Origin of the sequence: Dietzia sp. B19, from assembly GCF_014145155.1 — a bacterium.
GTDB classification, from domain to species: domain Bacteria; phylum Actinomycetota; class Actinomycetes; order Mycobacteriales; family Mycobacteriaceae; genus Dietzia; species Dietzia natronolimnaea.
Map to the genome: position 1 here is coordinate 1 of NZ_JAALED010000076.1, position 6,576 is coordinate 6,576.

The 6,576-nt window shown below is 69.3% G+C and carries 7 protein-coding genes; 5 read left to right on the top strand and 2 right to left on the bottom strand.

Translation table 11 applies throughout. The annotated features are described in order from the left end of the window. A partial coding sequence (locus G6020_RS03045; protein WP_182609614.1) for a thymidine phosphorylase occupies positions 1–848 on the bottom strand: 848 nt, incomplete at its 3' end. Next, positions 845–1,273, bottom strand: a complete 429-nt coding sequence (locus G6020_RS03050) for a cytidine deaminase (protein ID WP_182609615.1) — start codon at positions 1,271–1,273, stop codon at positions 845–847. The genes G6020_RS03050 and G6020_RS03045, both read right to left, overlap by 4 nt. Before the next feature lie 191 nt (positions 1,274–1,464). Between G6020_RS03050 and sdhC the strand changes: the two genes are divergently transcribed. From sdhC to G6020_RS03075, 5 genes are all read left to right on the top strand, one after another. Further along, positions 1,465–1,872, top strand: a complete 408-nt coding sequence (sdhC, locus tag G6020_RS03055) for a succinate dehydrogenase, cytochrome b556 subunit (protein WP_182609616.1) — start codon at positions 1,465–1,467, stop codon at positions 1,870–1,872. A gap of 14 nt (positions 1,873–1,886) precedes the next feature. Continuing rightward, a complete protein-coding gene (locus G6020_RS03060) occupies positions 1,887–2,318 on the top strand; it encodes a succinate dehydrogenase hydrophobic membrane anchor subunit (RefSeq protein ID WP_179524745.1) in 432 nt (143 codons plus the stop codon). Positions 2,319–2,366: 48 nt separating this feature from the next. Next, a complete protein-coding gene (gene sdhA / locus G6020_RS03065; protein WP_182609617.1) occupies positions 2,367–4,133 on the top strand; it encodes a succinate dehydrogenase flavoprotein subunit in 1,767 nt (588 codons plus the stop codon). Next, the gene (locus G6020_RS03070) at positions 4,133–4,924 is read left to right on the top strand and encodes a succinate dehydrogenase iron-sulfur subunit (protein ID WP_179524744.1); all 792 of its coding nucleotides are present in this window, start codon (positions 4,133–4,135) and stop codon (positions 4,922–4,924) included. The genes sdhA and G6020_RS03070 overlap by 1 nt, the downstream gene beginning before the upstream one ends. Positions 4,925–5,315: 391 nt before the next feature. Beyond that, positions 5,316–6,576 (top strand): serine hydrolase (locus G6020_RS03075; protein WP_347238293.1); only part of this gene is annotated, 1,261 nt, incomplete at its 3' end.

A 6,576-nucleotide genomic window follows, 5' to 3' on the forward strand; every position in this document is an offset into this window, starting at 1 on the left:
GCGCAGGTCAGATCGACCATGTCGGGCGGGCCACCCCCGTCGAGGATCTCGACGCACTCGGCCACCTCGAGGGCGTTGCCCACCGCCCGACCCAGCGGCGTGTGGTTGGCGGTCACCAGGGCGCTGGTCCGGACGCCGGCGGCCGTGCCGATGGCGACCATCACCCGGGCCAGCTCGTCCGCATCCGCGCGGTCGGGCCGGAAGGCACCGGATCCGCACTTGACGTCGAGCACCAGCGCGCCCGTGCCCTCGGCGATCTTCTTGCTCATGATCGACGCCGCCAGCATGGGGATGGACGGGACGGTCCCGGTGACGTCCCGTAGGGCGTAGAGGGCCCGGTCGGCGGGCGCGAGATCGGCTCCGGCCGCGCAGATCACGGCCCCGGTCTCCTCGAGGATCCGGCGCCTGGTGGCGGCGTCCAGGTCGGCGCGCCAACCGGGGATCGCCTCGAGTTTGTCGAGGGTCCCTCCCGTATGACCGAGCCCGCGCCCCGAGAGCTGGGGCACCGCCAGCTCCCAGGTCGCCAACAGGGGGGTCAGCACGAGCGTCACCGAGTCGCCCACACCGCCGGTCGAGTGCTTGTCCACCGTGGGGACGCGACGACCGGCGCGCGTCAGGTCGGACAGGTCCAACCGGGTGCCGGAGTCGACCATCGCCGCGGTCCAGCGGGCGATCTCGCGATCGGTCATGCCCCGGAAGTAAACCGCCATCGCCAACGCGGACATCTGCTCGGGGGGCACCACACCGCGGGTGTACCCGTCGACGATCCAGGCGATCTCGTCGTCGTCGAGCTCGTTGCCGTCGCGCTTGGCCTCGATGATCCGCACGGCGTCGATCGACCGGGTCACGTCAGGTCCTCCGGCCCGAAGGCGTCCGGCAGGAGCTCGCCCAGGCGGACGGGGCCGCGGGCGGTGTGGACGACCAGGTCCGGGCCGCCGTGTTCGTGGAGGAGTTGGCGGCACCGCCCGCACGGTGAGAGCGGGTCACCGTCGTGGCCGACGACGACGAGCTCGAGCAGTCTCCCGCCACCCGTGCGGTGGAGGTCGGACACGAGCGAGCATTCCGCGCAGAGTGTGAGCCCGTAGGAGGCGTTCTCGACGTTGCACCCGGTTACGATCCTGCACTCGTCGCCGCCGGGTTCCGACGCCAGGGCGGCGGCCCCCACCCCCAATCCTGAGTACGGCCGGTAGGCGTTCCGGGCGGCCGCCAGCGCGGCTTCGCGCAAACCGCTGCGGGCCGCGTTCCTCTGTGCTGCGGTTTCGTTGACAGACACCCTTTTCTACCCTCCGGCAACTTTGATTAGGGTCCCCTAACAGGCATTACCCGTTCGGACCACCGTACCCACCCTGCTTCTCGTCCGCGTCCTCTCAGGTCTAAAGTCCTAGTAGGCGCCCGCTGTGCTCTCGGGCAGGGAACGCGCGCCGATGGCACCACGCCCAGACGATTCGGAGGCACGACAAGCCCATGAGTACTGCGCAGGCGCCGGCGCGTCCGGCCCCCAATAAGAAGATCAGCATCTACAAGGGTGACCCGGGGATGTGGTCGTGGGTCGCGCACCGCATCTCGGGCGTGGCGATCTTCTTCTTCCTCTTCGTGCACGTGCTGGACACCTCGCTCGTCACGGTGAGCCCGGAGACCTACAACGCGGTCATCGACTCGTACAAGACCCCGATCGTCGGGCTCCTGGAGGTCGGCCTGGTCGCGCTGGTCCTCTTCCACGCACTCAACGGTCTGCGCATCGTCGCCATCGACTTCTGGTCCAAGGGCGCGAAGTACCAGCGCCAGATGCTCTGGGCCGTCCTGGCGATCTGGGTCGTGGTCTTCGCCGCGGCGACCGCCCGCCTCCTCTTCCTTCTCTTCCAGCACATCTAAGGAGAACGATCACCATGGCAGACGCACCTGTTCTCCAGACGTCATACGATCGCCCCGCCTCGCTCGCCCAGCCGCGCTCCCCGCGCCTGCGCTCACGCGGCAACTTCGAGCGCACCGCGTGGATCTTCATGCGCGCCTCGGGCGTCGCGCTGGTCATCCTCACGCTCGGCCACCTCACCGTGGGCCTGATGATCGACGAGGGAGTCCACCGCATCGACTGGGCCTACGTCGCGGATCGCTGGCAGAGCCCGTTCTGGGCCACGTGGGACCTCCTCATGCTCTGGTTGGCACAGCTCCACGGCGCGAACGGCGTCCGGACGGTCATCGCGGACTATTCGCGCAAGGACTCGACGCGGTTCTGGCTCAACGCGATCCTCATCGCCGCGACCGTCCTCGTCCTGGCCCTGGGCACCTACGCCCTCTTCGGCCTCGCCTACGACGTCTGATCGACGCCTGCGGACCGTTCCACTTCGAAAGCGAGCACTGAGAATCCCATGACCGATCGTCAGGTCCACCAGCACCAGTACGACGTGGTAATCGTCGGCGCCGGCGGCGCAGGCATGCGCGCGGCCATCGAGTCGGGCCCGCGGACCCGTACCGCAGTCCTCACCAAGCTCTACCCCACCCGCTCCCACACCGGCGCCGCCCAGGGCGGCATGTGCGCCGCCCTCGCGAACGTCGAGGAGGACAACTGGGAGTGGCACACGTTCGACACGGTCAAGGGCGGCGACTACCTCGTCGACCAGGACGCCGCGGAGATCATGGCCAAGGAGGCCATCACCGCGGTCATCGACCTGGAGAACATGGGCCTGCCGTTCAACCGCACGCCCGAGGGCAAGATCGACCAGCGTCGTTTCGGTGGTCACACCCGCGACCACGGCAAGGCGCCCGTGCGACGGGCCTGCTACGCCGCCGACCGCACGGGTCACATGATCCTGCAGACGCTCTACCAGAACTGTGTGAAGCACAACGTGGAGTTCTTCAACGAGTTCTACGTGCTGGACCTCTGCCTCACCGAGACCCCCGAGGGCCCCGTCGCCACCGGGTGCGTCGCCTACGAGCTCGCCTCCGGCGACCTTCACGTCTTCCACTCCAAGGCCACCGTCTTCGCGACCGGTGGTTCGGGACGGATGTTCAAGACCACCTCCAACGCCCACACCCTCACCGGTGACGGCATGGCCGTGGTCTTCCGCAAGGGCCTGCCCCTGGAGGACATGGAGTTCCACCAGTTCCACCCGACGGGACTCGCGGGCCTGGGCATCCTCATCTCCGAGGCCGTCCGCGGCGAGGGCGGCATCCTGCGCAACGCGGACGGCGAGCGCTTCATGGAGCGCTACGCCCCCACCATCAAGGACCTCGCGCCGCGTGACATCGTCGCCCGCTCGATGGTCCTCGAGGTGCGCGAGGGCCGCGGCGCCGGGCCCGAGAAGGACTACGTCTACATCGACGTGACCCACCTCGGCGCGGACGTGCTCGAGGAGAAGCTCCCCGACATCACCGAGTTCTCCCGCACCTACCTGGGTGTCGACCCGGTCACCGAGCTGGTCCCGGTGTTCCCCACCTGTCACTACGTCATGGGCGGAATCCCGACCAACGTCAAGGGTGAGGTCCTCCGCACCAACGACGACGTGGTGCCCGGTCTCTACGCCGCCGGCGAGTGCGCGTGCGTGTCCGTGCACGGGTCCAACCGCCTGGGCACCAACTCGCTGCTGGACATCAACGTGTTCGGCCGCCGGGCGGGGATCGCCGCCGCGGACTACGCTGCAGGCCACGACTTCGTCGAACTCCCCGAGGAGCCCGAGAAGATGGTCCGTGAGTGGATGGAGAGCATGCTCGCCGACCACGGCGCGGAGAACGCCAACGACATCCGGACCGAGATGCAGGCCATGATGGACGACAAGGCGTCGGTGTACCGCACCGAGCAGTCGCTCACCGAGGCCCGTGACGAGCTCCGCGCCCTGAAGAAGCGCTACGCCGACGTGACCGTCAGCGACAAGGGCAAGCGGTTCAACACCGAACTCCTCGAGGCCGTCGAGCTGGGCTTCCTCCTGGAGCTGGCGGAGGTCACGGTCGTGGGAGCGCTCAACCGCAAGGAGTCCCGTGGCGGACACGCCCGCGAGGACTACCCGGACCGCAACGACGACGAGTTCATGAAGCACACGATGGCGTTCAAGGACGGCCTCGGCCTCCTCTCCGAGATCCGGCTGGACTGGAAGCCGGTTGTGCAGACCCGCTACGAGCCGATGGAGCGTAAGTACTGATGACCACCGCAGTCGACACCACCAAGGCCACCGACGGCAAGGACCCGGGCTCGAACCGCCCGGTGCCGCCCGGCTCCACCATGGTCACGCTCAAGATCGCCCGGTTCAACCCGGAGGATCCGGACTCGGCGGGTTGGAAGGAGTACGAGGTCCCGGCCCTGCCGTCGGACCGTCTGCTCAACCTGCTGATGTACGTGAAGAACTACATCGACGGCAGCCTCGCGTTCCGCCGGTCGTGCGCACACGGCATCTGTGGGTCGGACGCCATGCTGATCAACGGGGTCAACCGCCTGGCATGCAAGGTCCTCATGAAGGACATGCTCCCCAAGGACGGCAAGTCCATCACCATCACCATCGCCCCGATCCGCGGGCTGCCGGTGGAGAAGGACCTGTACGTCGACATGGAGCCGTTCTTCAAGTCGTTCCGTGACGTCATGCCGTACCTCATCACGTCCGGGAACCAGCCGACCGCCGAGCGGATCCAGTCCCAGACGGACCGGGCCCGCTTCGACGACACCACCAAGTGCATCCTCTGCGCCTGCTGCACGACCTCGTGCCCGGTGTTCTGGGCGGACGGGTCGTACTTCGGCCCGGCGGCGATCGTCAACGCGCACCGGTTCATCTTCGACTCCCGTGACGAGGGTGCCGCCGAGCGTCTGGAGATCCTCAACGACGCCGAGGGGGTCTGGCGGTGCCGCACGACCTTCAACTGCACCGACGCGTGCCCCCGCGGCATCCAGGTGACCAAGGCGATCCAGGAGGTCAAGCGCGCCCTGCTGTTCGCGCGCTGACCTTCCCCGGTCTCCCCGGCGGGGCCGCACCTTCCCTGAGCGGAGGGTGCGGCCCCGCTGGTATTTGCCGGAAGCGCACCCGCGCCTGCCCTCCTCCCCAACATCCGCCCCCGTCGATGAACGCCCGCGTGCGCCGAAGTGACCGCGGGAGTTCATCGAGAGGAGCGCCTGCGGTGGGAACGCCCATCCGCACCCGCGCCTGCCGAGCACAAATCCGACGCAGACGCGGGCCACACCCCCGGGCGGGTCCCGTCCGGAACGGTCCCGCCCGGACGTAGACTCGGTACCCGTGACCCGCCCACGACGTCGCCCAGCGCTGAGAACCGTCGGCCTCGTCACGGCCGCTCTCGTGGGAGTGGGGCCCCTCGCCTTCGCCGGTCCCGCTACGGCCGTGGAGCCTGAGCGATCGACCGCACTCACCGAGCCTCCCCCGGCCGCGGTGTTGCCGTCGACCACCTCGCTCGAGTACTTCGACACCCCCCGCGACCTCACCGGGTGCCCGTACCGCACCTCCCCGCCCGCACCCGTCGACGAATCCGAGGTCCCTCTGCCCGGTCGGTCCTCGCCCGCGCCTCCTCCGGTGCCCGAGACGCCTGCAGGCGGCGACGCCCTGGCCGGGTGTGACGTCGTGGCGCCGGACGGGTTCGAGGTGCCCCGCGACGTCACCGCCAGCGCGTGGATGATCTCGGATCTGGACACGGGCGAGGTGGTGGCCGCACGCGATCCCCATGGCCGCTACCGCCCGGCGAGCCTGATCAAGACCCTGCTCGCCACCGTGGCCCTGGACACCCTGGACGAGGACCGCGTCATCGAGGTGACCGACGAGGACCTCCTGGGCGCAGAGGGCAGCCTGGTGGGTATCGGCCCGGGCGGTCAGTACTCGGTCGACCGCCTGGTGCGAGGCCTGCTCATGTCGTCGGGCAACGACGCCGCCCTCGTGCTCGCGCGGCGGATGGGCGGGGTCGACAAGACCCTGGAGGCGATGAACGCCCACGCGGCCGGGCTCGGCGCCGTGAGCACCCACGCCGCCACCGTGAACGGTCTGGACGGGCCCGGGATGATGTCGACGGCGTACGACCTGTCGCTCATCTTCCGCGACGCCATGACCCGCCCCGGGTTCGCCCGCATCGTGGGCACAGAGATGTCCGGGTTCCCCGGGTATCCCGCGGGAGAGGGCGCGGGCGCACCCGATCCGGCCTCCGCGCCGGCCCTCACCGGTCCGACCACACGCGGGGACGGGACCGTGGTCAACCCGGGTTTCGAGCTGGCCAACGACAATCAGCTGCTCTACAACTACCCGGGTGCGATCGGCGGCAAGACCGGCTTCACCGACGACGCCCGACACACGTTCATCGGGGCGGCCGAGCGGGACGGGCGACGACTGGCGGTGGTTCTTCTCGACGGCACCCGTGTGCCCGCGTCGCCGTGGGAACAGGCAGCACTGTTGCTCGACTCCGGCTTCGGCACCGACGACTCCGTGGGGCGCCTGGTGACGGGACCGCCGGCCGGTCCGGGATCGGGGACCGAGCACCTGGCCTCCGGCCCTCTCGGTGCCGTCGGCGGGGCCGGCCAGCTCGACTCGTCCAGCACGAGGGGGTCCGTGATCGTCCGGTACGGCCCGTGGCTGGCGGTGGGCGCGGCGGGGTTGGTCG